Source organism: Marinisporobacter balticus (genome assembly GCF_004345705.1).
Taxonomy (GTDB): Bacteria; Bacillota; Clostridia; order Peptostreptococcales; family Thermotaleaceae; genus Marinisporobacter; species Marinisporobacter balticus.
In genome coordinates this window covers 74,883-91,860 of sequence record NZ_SLWV01000001.1, presented here as the reverse complement: position 1 = coordinate 91,860, position 16,978 = coordinate 74,883, and the positions used below count along the sequence as shown (strand labels likewise).

General features: G+C 32.9%; 18 protein-coding genes, 1 tRNA gene and 1 pseudogene. All 20 read left to right on the top strand.

All coding sequences use genetic code 11. The annotated features are described in order from the left end of the window. Positions 1–100 precede the first annotated feature (100 nt). The 20 genes and pseudogenes from EV214_RS18570 (at position 101) to secF (ending at position 16,925) form a co-directional block, all read left to right on the top strand. A tRNA-Sec gene (locus tag EV214_RS18570) sits at positions 101–197 on the top strand. Positions 198–487: 290 nt separating this feature from the next. Further along, positions 488–1,402, top strand: coding sequence for a GTP-binding protein (locus EV214_RS00450; RefSeq protein WP_132241583.1), 915 nt, complete (start codon positions 488–490; stop codon positions 1,400–1,402). A gap of 15 nt (positions 1,403–1,417) precedes the next feature. Beyond that, on the top strand, positions 1,418–2,287 hold the full coding sequence (locus EV214_RS00445) for a uroporphyrinogen decarboxylase family protein (protein ID WP_132241581.1): 870 nt from the start codon (positions 1,418–1,420) through the stop codon (positions 2,285–2,287). A 76-nt stretch (positions 2,288–2,363) separates the two neighbouring features. Further along, a complete protein-coding gene (locus EV214_RS00440) occupies positions 2,364–2,630 on the top strand; it encodes a hypothetical protein (protein WP_330571208.1) in 267 nt (88 codons plus the stop codon). 41 nt (positions 2,631–2,671) lie between these two features. Further along, positions 2,672–3,112 (top strand): B12-binding domain-containing protein, encoded by a 441-nt coding sequence (locus EV214_RS00435; protein WP_132241579.1) that lies wholly within the window; start codon positions 2,672–2,674, stop codon positions 3,110–3,112. 56 nt (positions 3,113–3,168) lie between these two features. Further along, positions 3,169–3,321: pseudogene (locus EV214_RS19535) on the top strand (uroporphyrinogen decarboxylase family protein); the annotation flags it as partial. Between the two features lie 60 nt (positions 3,322–3,381). Beyond that, complete coding sequence (locus tag EV214_RS00425; protein WP_132241577.1) at positions 3,382–5,178, top strand: ASKHA domain-containing protein; 1,797 nt, start codon at positions 3,382–3,384, stop codon at positions 5,176–5,178. A gap of 152 nt (positions 5,179–5,330) precedes the next feature. Further along, positions 5,331–6,014, top strand: coding sequence for a BofC C-terminal domain-containing protein (locus EV214_RS00420; RefSeq protein ID WP_132241575.1), 684 nt, complete (start codon positions 5,331–5,333; stop codon positions 6,012–6,014). A gap of 112 nt (positions 6,015–6,126) precedes the next feature. Then, entirely contained in the window at positions 6,127–6,723 is a 597-nt protein-coding gene (gene ruvA, locus EV214_RS00415; RefSeq protein WP_132241573.1) for a Holliday junction branch migration protein RuvA, read from the top strand. 19 nt (positions 6,724–6,742) lie between these two features. Beyond that, complete coding sequence (ruvB, locus tag EV214_RS00410) at positions 6,743–7,756, top strand: Holliday junction branch migration DNA helicase RuvB (protein WP_330571207.1); 1,014 nt, start codon at positions 6,743–6,745, stop codon at positions 7,754–7,756. Between the two features lie 11 nt (positions 7,757–7,767). Next, positions 7,768–9,438, top strand: coding sequence for a SpoIID/LytB domain-containing protein (locus EV214_RS00405; protein WP_165916150.1), 1,671 nt, complete (start codon positions 7,768–7,770; stop codon positions 9,436–9,438). A 12-nt stretch (positions 9,439–9,450) separates the two neighbouring features. Then, positions 9,451–10,476, top strand: coding sequence for a tRNA preQ1(34) S-adenosylmethionine ribosyltransferase-isomerase QueA (gene queA / locus EV214_RS00400; protein WP_132241569.1), 1,026 nt, complete (start codon positions 9,451–9,453; stop codon positions 10,474–10,476). A 33-nt stretch (positions 10,477–10,509) separates the two neighbouring features. Next, the gene (tgt, locus tag EV214_RS00395) at positions 10,510–11,628 is read left to right on the top strand and encodes a tRNA guanosine(34) transglycosylase Tgt (protein ID WP_132241567.1); all 1,119 of its coding nucleotides are present in this window, start codon (positions 10,510–10,512) and stop codon (positions 11,626–11,628) included. 83 nt (positions 11,629–11,711) lie between these two features. Further along, positions 11,712–11,990: a preprotein translocase subunit YajC gene (gene yajC, locus EV214_RS00390; RefSeq protein WP_132241565.1), complete on the top strand. Its 279-nt coding sequence runs from the start codon at positions 11,712–11,714 to the stop codon at positions 11,988–11,990. Positions 11,991–12,122: 132 nt separating this feature from the next. Continuing rightward, positions 12,123–12,518: a TIGR04086 family membrane protein gene (locus EV214_RS00385; protein WP_165916149.1), complete on the top strand. Its 396-nt coding sequence runs from the start codon at positions 12,123–12,125 to the stop codon at positions 12,516–12,518. Positions 12,519–12,585: 67 nt separating this feature from the next. Next, a complete protein-coding gene (gene scfA / locus EV214_RS00380; protein WP_132241561.1) occupies positions 12,586–12,726 on the top strand; it encodes a six-cysteine ranthipeptide SCIFF in 141 nt (46 codons plus the stop codon). Between the two features lie 78 nt (positions 12,727–12,804). Then, a complete protein-coding gene (gene scfB, locus EV214_RS00375; RefSeq protein ID WP_132241559.1) occupies positions 12,805–14,157 on the top strand; it encodes a thioether cross-link-forming SCIFF peptide maturase in 1,353 nt (450 codons plus the stop codon). A 10-nt stretch (positions 14,158–14,167) separates the two neighbouring features. Then, positions 14,168–14,674 (top strand): gamma carbonic anhydrase family protein, encoded by a 507-nt coding sequence (locus EV214_RS00370; RefSeq protein ID WP_132241557.1) that lies wholly within the window; start codon positions 14,168–14,170, stop codon positions 14,672–14,674. An 88-nt stretch (positions 14,675–14,762) separates the two neighbouring features. Next, complete coding sequence (gene secD / locus EV214_RS19025; protein ID WP_243116517.1) at positions 14,763–16,025, top strand: protein translocase subunit SecD; 1,263 nt, start codon at positions 14,763–14,765, stop codon at positions 16,023–16,025. 18 nt (positions 16,026–16,043) lie between these two features. Next, a complete protein-coding gene (gene secF / locus EV214_RS19020) occupies positions 16,044–16,925 on the top strand; it encodes a protein translocase subunit SecF (protein ID WP_243116516.1) in 882 nt (293 codons plus the stop codon). Positions 16,926–16,978 lie beyond the last annotated feature (53 nt).

The window sequence follows — 16,978 nt, the reverse complement described above, 5'->3', positions numbered from 1 at the left end:
TTTGAGGATGACAAAATTTTATTAAAAACGACAGCGGTATTCTTGCGTAATCAGTAGGAGTATGCTATAATTAATTAGTACGAATAAAAACAAAATACATGGGAGTAGATGGTGGCTGGTGTTGCCTCTGGTCTTCAAAACCAGTTTGAGGCGTTAAGAGCGTCTTAGGTGAGTTCGATTCTCACATATTCCCGCCAATGATTATTAAGAGAGTAAATACTCTCTTTTTTTTATTTATATAAATATATGGATATTAAGTGTCTATATGTCAAAGTCGCTTTTTCTAGACTGTTATTTTGTTATTATAGAAATAATCTATAAACAAATATTTAAGATAGAAAATAGCAATTAGACTGATATTTTTACAAATGATAAAATTTTCTTTAAGGTATCTATAGGATTTTATAGATATAGAGCGATTGTTTTAGAAATTTGCGAACGGTAAAACAGCAGGAAAAAAAGACTTTAGTTACAAAGGAGGTTTATATTGAATATTAATATAAATATTATTTCAGGTTTTTTGGGAGCTGGAAAGACTACATTTTTGAGAAAAATTATTCCAAATATAGAAGGAAAAACTGTTTTGATTGAAAATGAATTTGGCGATGTTGGCGTTGATGCAGACTTGATTGAGGACAAGTTGCCTATTAGAGAGATTTATGCTGGTTGTATTTGTTGTAGTTTGGTACAAGATTTTAAAAAAGCCATAGAAGAGTTAGTTTTAGAATATAGACCAAACCATATATTGATAGAGCCATCTGGTGTTGGAAGCTTATCAGATATTATAAAGGTTTGTAATAAAATCTCTAAAAATTCAGATTTCAGTGTAAAAATAAATCATTTAATAACGATTGTAGATGCAAGTGCATTCGATGATTATTTGGAGAACTTTGGTGGATTTTATGTAGATCAAATTCGAAATGCACATATTATTTTTTTAAGCTACTTTGATAAAATATCTCACAATGAAATTGAAAAGGTAATTACTAAAATAAGAATAAATAATCAATCCGCATTTATTTTTAAGGAAGATTGGTATTCTTATCCAGGTGAAGAAATAATTGAAATATTAAATACAGTTAAAAAATTGGAAAACGATTTCGAAGAAAATGCGATATCCATGCCTGCTAATAAAATTTTTAGTAACTGTGCTGTTAGTAATCCAAGAATTTTTTCAGTAAAAGACATGGAAAAAATATTTACTTCTTTAAAGGATAGGACGTATGGTTTTGTGTTGAGAGCGAAAGGGATGTTAAAACTTGATACAAACCAGTTTATTTACTTTGATTTTACGCCACATCATTATCATTGGGAATATATAGAAGAATGTAAGGAAACAAAAATAGCTGTCATTGGTAGTAACTTAAGGAAAGAAAAAATATTTGAAATATTTCATGAATAAGTAGGAGGGGTCAGAATGGGGAAAATGATTGACTTTAATTGTACGTATGATAATGCTGTGGGGATCAATAAAGAAGTCACAGAAAAAACAGGCTTGAAATTTCCAGAAGCTTATAAAAATGGGGAAAGTATGGTCTTACTTGCCAAAGAATTGAAAAAATATGATGATAGAAATTTTTGTGAATTGCCATTTTGCCATACTGTTGAAGGGGAAGCAATGGGTGGAAGTATCAATTTTGGGGATGAGAACATAGGACCAAGAGCAAAAGATTATATTTGTACAAATGCAGAGGAAGTATTAAACTTACCCCAAATTGATTATTCAAAAGGACGGATCGCGGAAGTTTTAAAAGCATGTAAATGTTTACGAGAAGAAGGAGAAAATGTGGTTTTGTATATTTCAGGCCCTTTTACAATCATGAATGTCTTAATGGATTCACGCTATGTGTTTAAGATTTTTAGAAAAAATCCAGCGGTTATGAAAGAAATTTTTGATAAGTTACAAGATGAAATAGTACGTTTTACGGAAGAAGCCCAAAAAGTAGGGGTCAATATGATTAGTTATGCGGATTCTTCTGGAGGATTAAATATTTTAGGGCCCAAATTCTCAGAACAAGTGGTAGAAATGTTTACCTATCCACTATTAAAAAGGATAGAAGCAATGATTAGTAATGAAACCATTTTATTACTTTGCCCTAAAACGACTTTTGCATTATTAGGAACAGACAAAGCCGTATGGAAAGATATTGATCTTGGAGAAACTATAAAATATTCCGAAGCTTGTATAAAAGTGATTGGCAAAGCAAAATTTGTTGGACAAATGTGTGTTAAAAACAAAGCGTTTGAATTAAAAGATGGGATTATTAAAACCATTAATTTACTTTAATTGTGAATACGAAAAAAAAAGATCTGAATAAGTAAATGTTTTGAAGAAAACCGAATTGACAAAGGGAGGGCATTATATGCACAAAGATGATCAGATGACACCAAATGAACGATTGACTGCATTTATGACAGGAAAACCTATGGACAGAATTCTATCTATGCCAGTTACTTGCTCCATGTCTGGACTAGCATTAGGAATGACTCACAAGGAAAAAAGAAGCACAGCTTTAAATGAAGCCCGAGCACAGATTGCTTGTTATGAAAGATTCGGCAATGTTGATCAATTTATGGCTTCTGCTAGAAAATATGGAAAGTGGCCACTAGATTCAAAAAATTTCTTATAAAATAAAAATATATTAATCAATAAAAGATGGAGGGAAAAACCATGTCAGTAACAAAAGAAGAATTATTAAAAAGATTATCAGATGGTGTAGTAGATATGGAAGAAGATGATGTGATTAAAGCAAGTAATGAATATCTAGAAGCAGGATACGCTGCATATGATGGTATCATGGAAGGTCTTGTAGATGGCATGAACCGTGCAAGTCAATTATATGATGATGAAGAATATTTTGTTACTGATGTATTATTATGCTCAGATGCAATGTATGAAGGTTTATCAATTCTAAGACCGCATCTTAGTTCGGATGGAATGAATACAGTTATAGAGTTGTTAAAAGAAGCTGGTATAAGGGAAAATGTTAAAGTTATGATAGGTGGAGGACCAATTTCAAAGAAATTTGCTGATAAGATTGGTGCAGATGGTTATTCTGATAATGCAGTGGATGCAGTTAGATTAGCGAAAAAATTACTTGATATAGCATAGAGAGGATTATGGTAGTATCACTAAAAGAAAGATTATTTAGCTAAGAATTTGCTGTAAAATATATTAACAAGATGATTGATAGTGTTAAAAAAGAAAACATAGGTACTATTGTACATATATGTAGACAAATGAAGAATGTATATGCGCAGGTGAATAAAATAAGAAGTGATGTCTTAAGCTTTGATTCTATAGTAAATATGAGTGAGTGATGCAAGAAAAAAATAGGAAATCAATGCTATAATTTCTAACAAAAGGAGATGCAGTTATAGATGCCTAAGATCTTTATTGAGCAACAGAATAAAATGTTTGAATATGTACCGAATAAAAATTTGTTACAACTTCTGTTAGAAAATGAAGTTTTCGTCGATAATCCGTGCAATGGAAAAGGTTCATGTGGAAAATGTAAGATTAGACTACTAGAAGGAAACTTACCTGATCTCTCAGAAACTGAACGGAAACTTTTAAAAAAAGAAGAAATGAATGCAGGTATAAGGTTATCTTGTCTTGTAGTACCACAAGAAGATATTGTAATTGAAATTTTACAAAAAGAAAGAAAGCATGAGATACTTACGACGGGATATATGCCTGATTTCGATTTTAATCCTGCAATTCATAAAGAGATCTTTGAAATAAAAAAACCTACATTAGAAAATCAAATTTCATTAGAAGATTCTATATGTAATACATTTGGTATTGAAAAATGCGACTGGAAATTATTACAGCAACATGAAATGATATATGGAAAAGTCACAGGTGTTTTTAATGGGGAGGATTTAATTGGAATTGAGGCAGGCGATACAAAAAAAAATATTTATGGAGTTGCTATTGACATTGGAACTACAACGGTCGTAACGGCATTGATTGATATGAATACAGGGAATGAATTGGGTACAGCTTCGATGATTAATCCACAAAAGAAGTTTGGTATGGATGTTTTAACTAGAATAAGCTATGTACTAGAGCATCCAAAGGATGCTAAAGAAGAGCTGAAACATGCAATTGTAAATGCTATCAATGAGATGATTGAAGATATGTGTAATCAATCAAAAATAGATAGAAAAAATATCTATGAGATTGCTATTGCAGCAAATTGTACAATGATGCATTTTCTTTTAGGGGTTGATGCAACAGATATTGGAAAGTCTCCATATGCACCAGTATTTGTAAAATCAAAAAATATACGAGCGAATGATATTGGTTTAAAGGCGCATGTAGGGGCAAGACTATATTGTCTGCCATCGGTTTCATCCTATATAGGTGCGGATATTGTAGCAGGTGCATATGTTTGCGAATTACATAGAGCTAGCAAAAATATTCTATTTATAGATATTGGAACGAATGGAGAAATCGTTTTATCTAATCATGGAAAGTTATTATCCTGCTCTTGCGCGGCGGGGCCAGCTTTAGAGGGTATGAATATTAGTTCAGGTATGCGGGCAGCAGAGGGTGCAATTGAAGATGTGAAAATTACTGAAAATGGAATTGAAATGAAAGTTATAGGTAATGAAGAACCTATAGGAATATGTGGAAGTGGGATATTAGCTGCGGTGAAAGAGTTGGTTCGCATAGCGGTTATAAAAAAAGACGGAGCATTCATAAAAAAAGAAAAACTAGAAGAAACAGATTATCGCTATGATATGATCCAATTAGATGGAAGAAAACGAGAATTTGTTTTAAAGCGTAGCCCAGAAAAACTATTGATTACCCAAGCGGATGTTCGGCAGGTACAATTAGCAAAAGGAGCTATTCTTTCTGGTTTTTACGCTTTACTAAAACGTGCAAATATTGATATGCATAAACTTGATAAAGTTATGATAGCAGGACAATTTGGATCCCACTTGTCTGCGGATAGTTTAGTGGGAACAGGTATCTTACCAGAAGAGATCAAGGATAAACTTGTATATGTAGGGAATTCTTCTAAAACAGGAGCATATATGGCGCTTATGTCTATTGATGCAAAGCAACAAATTGAGGAATTAGCGCATCAAATGGATTACATGGAGCTAGGCGCATCAGAAGGATACGAAAGACTTTTTGCCCAGTGCCTTCTATTTACAAATCGTTAATATTGACTAACAATATCAATCTTTTTAGCCAAAGATAGACATGAAAAACTTTGCTAGAATCATGACTACTTGTGGAAAATAAATCTGAAGATTTTGCATAAATTAATGGGATTTGGAAATAATCTACTCCTAGATAGACTAGGAGGGATTTTATGTGGAGAAGAAGGCGGAGAAAAAGAGGTAAAATTTTTGCTGGATGCTTGATTCTACTTATAATAGGATTTGTATATGGATATCTCACAAATGATCCAGAGATGTCAGAACATATAAAGAAAAGAAATATGAAGAATATTAGCTTAGGTGGAATAAATGTGAAACCACAAAATAATACGCAAAATCAAAACAAGGAAAATCAACAAAAGCCTCAAGAGGATCATCAAGAAGAAAATACAGAGGATAGAGAGCCGATTGTTGAGAATGTAAATGTTGTGACAGATGATATACAAATTGTATTTAGTACCTATTACAAAAATACAAGAGATATGGTGACAAAAGAAAGTAAGCTACCAAATCAATTGATAGGAAGAAAATTTGATGAACTACAAACTTACTTAAAGGAAAATTATGTAGAATGGAATATAAGGCAATGTAACAAAAATAGAGTGGAATTGTACCAAGAGACAGACAGAATTCCGCCCAATTATTATCTAGCAAAAGAATACAATGGATATATTGCTATATTCAAAGTAAATGAGGATGGAGAGAACATACTTGTAGAGCAAACCGAAATCCCTACATCGTCACTAGGTGAGATGGATTTACAATACATTAAAAAGGGGATTATAAAGAAGAAGAGAGATGAAATTAATCAGATATTAGAAGATTATAGTAGTTAAAATGTACTCAAATGAGTACATTTTTGTTTTTATATGGTACAATAAAAAGAACTGACCCATTCAGGTGGATTTAGGGGATAGTTTAAGATTAAATAGCATGGAGGATTCTTAAATGTTTGAATATATTAAAGGCAATTTAGAATTCATTGGGGAAGAGTATATTGTTGTTGACAATTATGATATTGGATATAAAATCTATACTTCTAATGAATCTATTGCAGACTTAAAAACAAAACTTGGGGCAGTTATTGTATACACACAGATTATTGTTAGAGATGATGACATGAGTATTTTTGGATTTTCTACGAGAGAAGAATTGAAAATGTTTCGGTTATTAACTACTGTAAATGGGATTGGATCTAAAGTAGCTTTAGGTATTTTATCTTCTATTCCAATGGGTAATTTAGTTGGAATTATTGTTGCTGAAGATACACATAGCCTTACAAAGGCACAAGGGGTAGGTAAGAAAACAGCCCAGAGAATTATACTAGAATTAAAAGATAAAGTGGATTTAAAGATTGCAGTGATGGAGCCGTCTCTTATTTCTCAAATACATAATGAAAACGACGATGCTGAGGAAGCGATAAGTGCATTGGTAGCTTTGGGATATACAAAGGGCGAAGCAAAAAAGGCTGTTGATTATGTGAAAGATGCTTGTGGAAATATTGAAGATGTGATTAAGAAAGCATTAAAATTTCTTTCAAAGTAGATTGAAGAGAGGGAGATAGATGATTCAGAATATGGATGAAAATAGAATTATCACCACTTCTCTTAGAAATGAAGATTGTGAAGTGGAAAACAATTTAAGGCCAAAAAGATTAGAAAATTATATTGGACAGTATAAGGCTAAGGAGAAATTGAAAATTTTTATCGATGCTGCTAAGATGAGAGAGGAACCACTAGACCATGTGTTATTGTATGGTCCACCGGGACTAGGAAAGACGACATTATCTAGTATCATTGCAAATGAATTAGGAACAAGTATTCGAATTACATCAGGGCCAGCCATTGAGAGACCAGGGGATCTGGCTGCAATACTTACGAATCTTGGCGAAAATGATGTATTATTTATAGATGAAATTCATCGATTAAATAGAAGTGTAGAAGAAATATTATATCCTGCAATGGAAGATTATGCGCTAGATATTATTATCGGAAAAGGACCTAGTGCTAGATCGATAAGATTAGAGTTATCAAAATTTACTTTAATTGGTGCAACTACAAGGGCTGGATTATTGACGGCGCCTTTAAGAGACCGTTTTGGTGTCATTTGTAAACTTGAATTATACGAAAAAGAGGATTTAAAGAACATTGTTATAAGATCTGCGAGCATATTGCGGATAGAAATCGACGAAAAAGCTGCAATAGAGATTGCTAAAAGATCTAGAGGTACACCCCGTATTGCAAATAGACTTTTAAAAAGAGTCAGAGATTATGCACAAGTAAAAGGAAATGGAACAATTAACATTGAAATTGCTAAAGATGCTTTAATGCTTTTAGAGATTGATCCTTTAGGATTAGATAATGTAGATAAAAATATATTGTTTACCATCATTGAAAAATTTGATGGAGGACCTGTTGGATTAGATACATTAGCTGCATCTACTGGAGAAGAGCGAAACACAATTGAAGATGTGTATGAGCCGTATCTGCTTCAATTGGGATTTATTCAAAGAACGCCTAAAGGAAGAATTGTAACAAGATTAGGGTATGAACATTTAGGATTACCTATAGATCATTAAGAGGAATGGTGATGCAGATGATAAAGCTTCTTTCTAAAATTTTAGCAGTAATAATAGTGCTGATGATTTTACCACTTCAAACCGATGCCAATGAAGGAAAGATTCAAGATCAAATTAAAGTAGGTATTCGATTTGGCGAGAGTGCAACACCTGTCGTTTCTCTAGCTTCACCTAATGGTTTAGCGTTAGGTTATTATGAAGGAGATAATTTTAAGGGTATCATGCAATTCTTTGAAGATATTATTGTTAGAAAAGATGATTATTTTATAAATGTAAATGGATCATTTATTACGTATGATTTTGATAGTCAAAGTGGAAGTGGTAATAAAAATATTGAAGGACCTGTTCATATTCAAATTGGAAATGAATTTAGTAATCAACAAGAAGCTGAGAATTTTCTTAATGAGCTACCCAATATGATGGAACATCCTTATCTTGCTTATGAAAATGGTTGGCATGTTTGGGTTGGATGTTATACGAGTGTTTCAGAGGCTGAAGAGACGTCTAAAAATATAAAACTTTTGATCCAAAATGCGGATTTGAGAATTATTACTAAAGATGATAAAAGAGTCCAAGTTTTAAACAAATATGGTAAAGTATCATTTATGTACAATACGGATGATGTTGTTTATGCTTTTAAAGCAATTCCACAAGAAAGTTCAAATGGAATCATTCAATTAGATGGAAAAAGCTTTAGAGGAAGTATCATTATACATCGATATATAGGTAGTGATTTAACAGTGATTAACCGATTAGATATAGAAGAGTATCTTTATGGTGTAGTACCTAGAGAAATGTCAGGAGATTGGCCTATTGAAGCGCAAAAGGCACAAGCTGTTGCTGCTAGAAGCTATGCTGTTGTCAATCTAAATAGACATGAGAATTATGGCTTTGATGTGTGTGCTTCTAGCCATTGTCAGGTGTATGGTGGGTATAATAGTGAAAAATCAAGAAGTACGATGGCAGTAGATGAAACAAGAGGAGCATTATTAACCTATGATGGAAAAGTGGTGACAGCCTTTTATCATTCAAATAGTGGGGGACATACGGAAGATAGTGAAAATGTTTGGTCAAATCCAGTAGGATACTTAAGAGGGGTGGATGATCCGTATTCAATTGGGGCACCTAATGATACATGGGTCAAAGTTTATACAAAACAGGAAATTGAAGGTGTTTTAGCATCCAATGGTTTATCTGTAGGAACACTTCAAAATATAGTTGTGGAGGAGCGTTCAAAAAATAGTAGAGTTTTAAAATTAGCTTTTTATGGGACAAGTGGAAGTGAAATTTTAGAAAAAGGGAAAATTAGAAGCATGTTTGGGAATAATAGTATTAAAAGTACTTGGTTTGATATGGGTACAAATGGCGAGCGTAATGCAAACATCATGGTATTATATGATTTGAATCAGCCTGCTGAAGCAATAGATATGAATAGTAAGTATATTCTCACAGCGCAAGGCTTGAAAGAATTTGAAGTAGCAAATAAATATGTAAGCAATGGGAAAGAATATAAGCTGATTGCTTCAAATGCAAATGCAAATGTAGATCAATATACATTTACAGGAAAAGGATGGGGACATGGACTCGGTATGAGTCAATGGGGTGCAAAGAAAATGGCTGAAGATGGTTTTAACTATGAACAAATTTTAACACACTATTATACAGGAACTAACATCAAGTAAGGAGTTTTAAAAATGAAAACAAGTGATTATTATTTTGATTTACCTGAAGAATTGATTGCACAAACCCCTTTAATAAATAGGGATGCATCTAGATTGATGGTTGTGGATAGAAGAACAGGGGAAATTCAGCATCAGTTATTCAAAAATATCATTGAATATTTAAAGCCAGGGGATTGTCTTGTATTAAATAATACAAGAGTACTACCTGCTAGGCTCTTTGGTGTAAAAGAAAATACAGGTGGAAAAGTAGAGTTTTTGCTTTTAAAAAGAATAGATAAAGATAGATGGGAAACTTTGGTTAAACCTGGAAAAAAAGCAAAAATAGGAGATACGATTGTTTTCGGAGACGGTATATTAAAGGCGCATATTATTGACATGGGAGAAGAAGGTTCAAGAATTGTAGCGTTTGAATATGAAGGTATATTTGAAGAAATTCTGGACAAACTTGGAACGATGCCATTACCTCCATATATAAAGGAAACTTTAAATGATCAAGAAAGATATCAAACGGTATATTCAAAGCACGAAGGATCTGCTGCAGCACCTACCGCAGGACTTCACTTTACAAATGAATTACTCCGAAAGATAGAAGAAAAAGGGGTTGAAATAGTTTATATTACATTACATGTTGGATTAGGAACCTTTCGTCCTGTAAAATGTGAAGATATACTACAACACAAAATGCATTCAGAATTTTATATGGTAAGCAAAGAAACAGCAGATACAATTAATCATACAAAAGAAAATGGCGGAAGAATTATTTCGGTAGGAACTACTTCTACGAGGACTTTAGAGAGTATTGCTGATGAAGAAGGGATTGTCCGTGAATGTCAAGGATGGACAGATATTTTCATTTATCCAGGATACAAATTTAAGGTTATTGATGGATTGATTACCAATTTTCATCTTCCAGAGTCTACGCTCATCATGCTCGTGAGCGCTTTTTGTGATAGGAATTCAATCCTAGGTGCTTATGAAGAAGCTGTAAAGGATAAATATAGATTTTTTAGCTTTGGAGATGCTATGTGTATTATCTAGACAGAATATAGAATACTTTAGGAGGCTTATGGAATGGCTGTAAAATATGAACTTATAAAAGAATGTAAACAGAGCGGTGCAAGATTAGGTCGCTTACATACCCCGCATGGCACAATTGAGACGCCTATATTCATGCCAGTAGGGACGCAAGCAACGGTTAAAACCATGACACCAGAAGAATTAAAAGAAATAAATGCACAAATTATTTTAAGCAATACATATCATTTGTACTTAAGACCTGGACACGAGCTTGTAGAGAAGGCTGGCGGATTACATAAATTTATGAATTGGAATAAACCGATTCTAACGGATAGTGGTGGATTTCAAGTTTTCAGCTTAGGGGATTTAAGAAAGATTTCTGAAGAAGGGGTAGAGTTTAGATCTCACATAGACGGTTCTAAGCATTTTATTAGCCCAGAAAAAGCGATAGAGATTGAAAATGCATTAGGAGCAGATATTATTATGGCATTTGATGAATGTGCACCCTATCCAGCAGATAGAGAATATGTGAAAAACTCACTTGAGAGAACAACTAGGTGGGCAAAGCGATGTAAAGAAGCCCATAGAAATCCTGATACACAGGCTTTATTTGGTATTATTCAAGGAGGTATGTATAAAGATTTAAGAGAACAAAGTGTAGCAGAAATAACTGCACTAGATTTTCCAGGATATGCTGTTGGCGGATTAAGTGTAGGGGAGCCAAAACCACTTATGTATGAAGTGTTAGACTATACGACACCACTGATGCCCAAAGATAAAGCAAGATATCTTATGGGTGTTGGAAGTCCCGATTGCTTAATAGAAGGAGCAATACGAGGCATTGATATGTTTGATTGTGTTTTACCTACAAGAATTGCTAGAAATGGTACAGCAATGACTTCAGTAGGGAAAGTGGTTATAAAAAATGCTAAGTATACAGAAGATTTTGGACCACTAGATCCAAATTGTGATTGTTATACTTGTAGAAACTACTCTAGGGCGTATTTAAGACACTTATATAAAGCAGGGGAGATCTTATCAGGAAGATTAGTTAGTTATCATAACCTTTATTTCTTATTAAATCTCATGAAAGATGTGAGGGAGGCAATAAAGGCGGATTGCTTACTAGATTTTAGAAAAGAATTTTTTGAAAGATATGGTTATGATCTATAAAATTTTCAAAACATAAGAGGATTTTTAATTTATATGTTGAATAACTATAAATATATACATATATATAAGGGAGGCATAGACACATGAATCCAGCATATTCGCCGATTTTTATGACGGCTGCATTTATTGCAATATTTTACTTTTTAATTATTAGACCTCAGAAAAAAAGAGAAAAAAAAGTAAAAGACATGAGGAATAGTTTAAAAGTTGGAGATTATATTGCAACAATAGGTGGCATACATGGGAAAATCGCAAAAGTAAAAGATGAAATGGTAATCCTTGAAGTAGGAAGCGATAAAGTGAAACTTCAAATTGCTAGATGGGCAGTGGGTAGTGTAGTGAAAAGTGATGATATTAAATAGTGTGAAAAAAGATGACCTTTAGGGCATCTTTTTTTTGAATATTTTAAAGAAACTAAAGGGTTCTTATATTGCTGTAATATTTTTAAGAATGGAGCATAAATATGCTATAAGAATGCTTTTGGGGGTGAAGGGGTGAAAGCCAAAAATAATATAGAAACAGGTAGAGGCAGTGTTGTAGGGGTTTATGTGAAAGCGATACTTTTTGCATGCATTGTTGCTTTGTTTATACTTATCATTGTAGCACTTTTGATTACTTATACGAATATTTCAGAGTCAATTATACCCATAGTTGTTTCAATTACCATGGTTATAAGTAGTTTAACATGTGGCATGGTTACAGGATCAAAGATGAAAAAAAAAGGTTGGTTTAATGGTGCATTGGTAGGATTGATTTATGTCATGCTGATTATTTTCATGAGTTGGGTACTGATTGCTGATTTTACAATAGGAAGAACGGTTCTTGTAAAAAGTATAATCGGGATTGTGTCAGGTGGGGTTGGTGGAATGATCGGGGTAAATTTAAAATAAATATCTTTGATAACAAACGCCTTTATGTTATAATTTAGTTGAAATCATTCTAGAGGGGGAAAGTAGTATGAAGCATATTAAGACATTGACAAAAGCTACACTAAAAGAAAGCGCTGTTAAAGGTGGCTGTGGGGAATGTCAAACTTCATGTCAATCAGCATGTAAGACTTCTTGTACAGTAGCTAACCAAGCGTGTGAAAATAAATAATACATATTAAGAAACAGTAATATGCCAATATTACTGTTTTTTAAATGTATTGTGTTTTAAAATAAAGGAGGATCATAAATGATACACAAGTTTACGCAAGACGATACAAGGATTGTATTAGATGTAAATAGTGGTGCTGTTCATGTGATAGATAAAATTGTATATGATATTTTAGACGGTTATAAAGAAAAAACTGTAGAAGAAATCATAGAACAGTTTGGTGACAAATACAAAAAAGAACAGCTAGTAGAAGCGATATATGAAATAAAAACTTTGGAAAATGAGGGATTATTATTTACTGAAGATACTTACGTAAATCATCCAGCATTTAAAAATAGACAACCTGTTGTAAAAGCATTATGCTTGCATATAGCGCATGATTGTAATCTTTTATGTAAATATTGTTTTGCTTCCCAAGGGGACTTTAAAGGACAAAGAAGTTTGATGAGTGAAGAAGTGGGAAAGAAAGCATTAGATTTTTTGATAGAGAATTCAGGTAGTAGAAGAAACCTTGAGGTCGATTTCTTTGGTGGAGAACCACTCATGAATTTTGATGTTGTTAAAAAATTAGTTGCCTATGGAAGAAGCAGAGAAAAAGAAAGTAAGAAGAGATTTAGGTTTACAATCACTACAAATGGTGTATTATTAAATGATGAAAATATGCAATATATTAATGAAAATATGGACAATGTAGTATTAAGTATAGATGGAAGAAAAGAAGTAAATGATAACATGAGATATACAGTAAATGGAAGTGGTACCTATGATATAATCGTCCCTAAGTTTTTAAAAATGGCGAAAATAAGAAATGGAAAGAGCTATTTTGTTCGGGGTACCTTTACAAAAGAAAATTTGGATTTCTCAAAGGATGTATTACACTTAGCAGATTTAGGATTTGACAATACATCTGTTGAACCAGTAGTAACGGAAGATTGTTATGACTATGCAATTAAAGAAGAAGATCTAGAAACTATTTTTAATCAATATGAAGTGCTTACAAATGAATATATAAAAAGACAAAAAGAAGGAAATGGATTTACATTTTTTCACTTTATGCTAGATTTAGATCAAGGACCTTGTGTAGTCAAAAGATTGTCAGGATGTGGAGCAGGATCAGAGTATTTGGCAATTACGCCAGAAGGAGATATTTATCCATGCCATCAGTTTGTAGGAGATGAAGATTTTCTTATGGGAAATGTAACGGAAGGCAGTATCAAGAAATGCACACAAGTAGATTTTAGCAATGCGCATGTATATAATAAAGAAAAGTGTAATAACTGTTGGGCAAAGTTTTATTGTAGCGGTGGGTGTCATGCTAATGCGTACAATTTTAATCATGATATTCATAAGCCTTATGAATTAGGATGCGAAATGGAGAAAAAAAGAATAGAGTGTTCCTTGGTAATCCAAGCAAAATTAATGAATCAATAGGAGGGAAAACATGATTATAGCATATGAAGAAATTATGCCAGAAATTCATCCAAGTTGCTACGTAGCTGAAAATGCAACAATTATAGGAAAAGTAAAATTGAAAGAAAATGTAAATGTTTGGTATGGAACCGTTATTCGTGGAGATGATAATTATATCACTATTGGAGAAAACACCAATATACAAGATAATTGCACTGTACACATTGCAAAAGATTTTCCAACGATTATTGGAGATAATGTGACTATAGGGCATAACGCTATTGTACATGCATGTAAGGTTGGTAACAATGTATTAGTAGGAATGGGTGCCATTATACTTAATGGTGCTGAAATTGGTGAAAATGTAATAATTGCAGCAGGGTCTATTGTTCCTCCCGGGAAAAAGATTCCCTCTAATACATTAGTTATGGGTTCACCTGCAAAAGTAGTGAGAGAATTGACAGAAGAAGATAGAAAAAAGCTAAAAAAATCTGCAATAAACTATGTCGCATTAGCAAATAAACATAGAAATAAATAGGTGGATAAATTATCCTTCTATGAGGATTGACCACATTTCATACAAGGTATATAATACTTTTATGAGTAAAAAAGGAGGACAAGAAGTTATGAAAATGAAAAATGCAATCATCTTGCTATTGATTATTGCCATTGTTGCTACAGGAGCTGTCGCTGGAATGAAGGGGCTTGAAGTTGGCAATGTTAAAGTAAGTTCAATTAAACAAATGATGAAGTTAGGACTTGATTTAAAGGGTGGTGTCTTTGTTGTTTTAGAAGCACAAACAGATACGACTGGAAAAGAATTGGATAAGATTATGAATCAGACAAAAGAAGTTATAGAGCGAAGAGTGAATGCAATGGGTTTAACAGAACCTAATGTTATGAGAGAAGGAACAAAAAGAATAAGAGTGGAGCTACCGGGGGTGAAAAATGCGCAAGAAGCAATTGCGTCGTTAGGAACAGTAGCCCAGCTACAATTTATAAATGCAAAAGGTGAAGTAATACTAACGGGTGAGCAAGTGAAAAATTCAGAAGTGGGATTTGAAAAGGATAGAGGGAATATTCCTTCTGTTTCATTAGAGTTTACTAGTGAAGGAGCAGAGCTTTTTCAAAAAGCTACAAAAGAAGCCGCATCACACCCCCAAGGTTCACCAGAAAGAATTATCGGTATTGTACTAGATAAAGAAATTATATCTGCTCCAGCTGTTTCAGATGAGATTGCAAATGGAAGAGCATCTATTACAGGGAATTTTACAATTGAAGAGGCATCTAGATTGTCAGCCCTTATTAGAGGCGGGGCACTACCTGTTACGTTAACTGAAGTACAAACGTCTGTTATAGGACCTACACTTGGAATGGATTCTTTAAATAAAAGTATATATGCTGCAGGAATAGGGATTGCTTTGGTATTCCTTTTTATGCTTATTTATTATAGAGTACCAGGATTTATTGCGAATATTGCTTTATTAATTTATATATTAATTGTGCTTTATGTATTGGTAGGTTTTGGTGCAGTCCTTACATTACCTGGTATAGCAGGTTTGATTTTAGGGATTGGTATGGCTGTTGATGCAAATGTGATTATATTTGAGAGAATAAAAGAGGAAATTAGAAATGGGAAAACCCTTAGAGCAGCAGTAAGCTCTGGATTTTCTAAGGCGTTAACTACAATACTAGACTCTAATGTAACAACTGTGATTGCAGGATTTGTTCTTTATCAATTTGGATCAGGAACGATTAGAGGTTTTGCGGTAACGTTAATGATCAGTGTTGCGGCAAGTATGTTTACAGCTGTTATTGTAACAAAATTCTTATTAAAGCTATTTATTAGTATTGACATATTTAAGAATACAAAATTATATGGAGCATAGAAAGGGGAGTATAGGATAATGAAGGTAATTGAAAAAAAGAAATTATGGTTTAGCCTTTCTATTGCTATTATTGTTATTGGGTTGATAATGGGAATGGTTCAGGGATTTAATTTAGGAATAGATTTTACCGGTGGAACGATGATGCAGATCCATTTAGGGAAAGAAGTAGCTGTTGATGAAGTGAAGCAGATCACATCAAAATTTGACTTGAAAGCAGATATTCTTCATGTAGGGGAAGAAAAGCAAGAAATTATGATCAAAACGAAAAAGGATTTAGATAATAATGCAAGACAAGAAATATTTGAAGCTTTTAAAGAAAAATATAATTTGAAAGATAATGACCTTAGAGCAGCAGAACAATTTGGTCCGTCGATTGGAAAAGAAATACAAAGCAAGGCGCTTTTATCTGTTGCCATTGCATCTTTAGGCATGCTGATATATATCACTTTTAGATTTGAGTTCAAATTTGGTGCATCAGCTATTATCACATTGATCCATGATATTTTAGTCGTACTTGCTATATTTGCCATCTTTAGAATTCCAGTGAATAGTTCTTTTGTAGCAGCCATGTTAACAATTGTTGGATATTCTATCAATGATACCATTGTTGTTTTTGATAGAATAAGAGAAAATATTAAATTTATGAAAAAGAAAAACTACACTGAGATCGTAGATACAAGTATTAACCAAACGATCAGAAGATCTATTAATACTTCTTTAACAACTTTAATAACCATTACTGCGTTATATATTTTTGGCGTAGAGTCTATAAGAGAATTTGCACTTCCATTAGTAGCAGGAATTATAACAGGAACATACTCTTCTATATTTATTGCAAGTCCGATTTGGGTTTCATGGAAAAACTGGGAAGTTCGTAGGGGAAGATATGATGCAAATTAAGAATAAATTTATAAAAAATAGTGATACCTTTGGGGTCACTATTTTTTTATTTT

What these genes read in the sequence shown, in the direction of transcription:
- EV214_RS00440 (WP_330571208.1), top strand. Translation starts at nt 2,364, where the DNA reads ATGCACAAAGATGATCAGATGACACCAAATGAACGATTGACTGCATTT.
- EV214_RS00445 (WP_132241581.1), top strand. Translation starts at nt 1,418, where the DNA reads ATGGGGAAAATGATTGACTTTAATTGTACGTATGATAATGCTGTGGGG.
- yajC (WP_132241565.1), top strand. Translation starts at nt 11,712, where the DNA reads ATGAATCCAGCATATTCGCCGATTTTTATGACGGCTGCATTTATTGCA.
- secF (WP_243116516.1), top strand. Translation starts at nt 16,044, where the DNA reads ATGAAGGTAATTGAAAAAAAGAAATTATGGTTTAGCCTTTCTATTGCT.
- scfB (WP_132241559.1), top strand. Translation starts at nt 12,805, where the DNA reads ATGATACACAAGTTTACGCAAGACGATACAAGGATTGTATTAGATGTA.
- scfA (WP_132241561.1), top strand. Translation starts at nt 12,586, where the DNA reads ATGAAGCATATTAAGACATTGACAAAAGCTACACTAAAAGAAAGCGCT.
- EV214_RS00420 (WP_132241575.1), top strand. Translation starts at nt 5,331, where the DNA reads ATGTGGAGAAGAAGGCGGAGAAAAAGAGGTAAAATTTTTGCTGGATGC.
- queA (WP_132241569.1), top strand. Translation starts at nt 9,451, where the DNA reads ATGAAAACAAGTGATTATTATTTTGATTTACCTGAAGAATTGATTGCA.
- ruvA (WP_132241573.1), top strand. Translation starts at nt 6,127, where the DNA reads ATGTTTGAATATATTAAAGGCAATTTAGAATTCATTGGGGAAGAGTAT.
- EV214_RS00370 (WP_132241557.1), top strand. Translation starts at nt 14,168, where the DNA reads ATGATTATAGCATATGAAGAAATTATGCCAGAAATTCATCCAAGTTGC.
- EV214_RS00405 (WP_165916150.1), top strand. Translation starts at nt 7,768, where the DNA reads ATGCAGATGATAAAGCTTCTTTCTAAAATTTTAGCAGTAATAATAGTG.
- EV214_RS00425 (WP_132241577.1), top strand. Translation starts at nt 3,382, where the DNA reads ATGCCTAAGATCTTTATTGAGCAACAGAATAAAATGTTTGAATATGTA.
- ruvB (WP_330571207.1), top strand. Translation starts at nt 6,743, where the DNA reads ATGATTCAGAATATGGATGAAAATAGAATTATCACCACTTCTCTTAGA.
- secD (WP_243116517.1), top strand. Translation starts at nt 14,763, where the DNA reads ATGAAAATGAAAAATGCAATCATCTTGCTATTGATTATTGCCATTGTT.
- EV214_RS00435 (WP_132241579.1), top strand. Translation starts at nt 2,672, where the DNA reads ATGTCAGTAACAAAAGAAGAATTATTAAAAAGATTATCAGATGGTGTA.
- tgt (WP_132241567.1), top strand. Translation starts at nt 10,510, where the DNA reads ATGGCTGTAAAATATGAACTTATAAAAGAATGTAAACAGAGCGGTGCA.